Source organism: Nostoc sp. UCD121 (genome assembly GCF_014222285.1).
Lineage (GTDB): Bacteria > Cyanobacteriota > Cyanobacteriia > Cyanobacteriales > Nostocaceae > Nostoc.
The window spans coordinates 1-1,130 of sequence record NZ_JACKZS010000477.1 but is presented as its reverse complement, the minus strand read 5'-3'; the positions used below and the strand labels follow the sequence as shown (position 1 = coordinate 1,130).

3 protein-coding genes are annotated in these 1,130 nt (G+C 39.6%); all 3 read right to left on the bottom strand.

Features of this window, described 5'->3' with window-relative positions:
- Positions 1–8 precede the first annotated feature (8 nt).
- The 3 genes from GNF10_RS37020 to GNF10_RS37015 all read right to left on the bottom strand — a co-directional run bounded on the left by GNF10_RS37020 (position 9) and on the right by GNF10_RS37015 (position 1,068).
- On the bottom strand, positions 9–329 hold the full coding sequence (locus tag GNF10_RS37020) for a transposase (protein WP_185607502.1): 321 nt from the start codon (positions 327–329) through the stop codon (positions 9–11).
- A 23-nt stretch (positions 330–352) separates the two neighbouring features.
- The gene (locus tag GNF10_RS39200) at positions 353–475 is read right to left on the bottom strand and encodes a hypothetical protein (RefSeq protein WP_260445960.1); all 123 of its coding nucleotides are present in this window, start codon (positions 473–475) and stop codon (positions 353–355) included.
- Positions 476–558: 83 nt separating this feature from the next.
- A complete protein-coding gene (locus GNF10_RS37015) occupies positions 559–1,068 on the bottom strand; it encodes a helix-turn-helix domain-containing protein (RefSeq protein ID WP_185592219.1) in 510 nt (169 codons plus the stop codon).
- Between the last annotated feature and the right edge of the window lie 62 nt (positions 1,069–1,130).

The following is a 1,130-nucleotide window of genomic DNA, read 5'->3' as shown; positions in this document are numbered from 1 at the left end:
ATACCAATTTAATATGAAGCTGCATAGAAAAGAGCTTCTAAAATAAAGTTATAAGAAGAGACAGATATTACCTGCTCAAGTGTAAGTTGGTCAAATATTTCTTGGATGCGATCGCGTAAAGTCTGTAAAGAAGAGAAAAGTTGATTTTTGAGTGGTTTCTTGAGGAGCTGCCAAAGCCTTTCAATGGGATTGAGTTCAGGGGCTGAAGGTGGTTGAAATAGAGGAATAATATTTTCTGGCCAACGGAGTTTTGAACTTGTATGAGCAGGTGCTTGGTCAACCTGTAAAATAGCGTAATCTCCACCTAATTGTTGAGATAGCCAGTCCAAAAACTGTTGAAAACACTCGCCATTCAATTTCGGATACTCATAATGTTATGATCTCCAGTCAATGGTTCAATTGCACCATAAATCCAAAAGTTTTCCCGTGGCCATTTCACCTCAACCGTGGGCTTGACTCCTGAAGCTGTAATCACTTTTCCTGTAAGAGTTTTCAGTCCTACCCTAGTTTCATCCTGGCACAGGTAGCGAACACACTTGCCGGGTGCTAGATGTTTTTCTAGACAATTAAGAATGATGCCGAGTTTTTTTTAAATTCAGATACCAATTTCTCGTCTTGGTTATGGCTTTGAGGGCGAGGCACTTTTAGTTTTGCCCCTAATCGATATCGAACCCAGGCATAAACCGTTGCATACTCTATATCTTGTCCATGTTCTTTTTTTAACCACTCAACTATTGCACCATAGCTACTAAAGCCTTTTCCTGTTTTTAACTCCTCCTCAAGTGCGGCGATCGCCGTATCATCGATTTTCCGTTTTGCTCCTGGTGCCTTTTTGATTGCTAATAAGCCTGATATCCCATCAGTTCTATACTTCTGCAACCATCTTGTGACTGTTGAAGTATCTTTTGCCAAGCGTTTTCCAATGTCTTGCTGCTCTTTAACCTGCCCGCTTTTTATCCACCACAGCATAATAAGTTTTTCTTTCTGATTCCCTAAGTTGGCTGTTTGTAGACGTTTTTTAAGTTCTTCTTCGCTCTCTGCGATTTCAATCTTAAAAGGGCGGCTCATTGTTCTTTTAATTTATCGAGTTTGTTTTCTCTATTATATGCAGCTTCATATAAAATTGGTAT

What these genes read in the sequence shown, in the direction of transcription:
- GNF10_RS37015 (WP_185592219.1), bottom strand. Translation starts at nt 1,068, where the DNA reads ATGAGCCGCCCTTTTAAGATTGAAATCGCAGAGAGCGAAGAAGAACTT.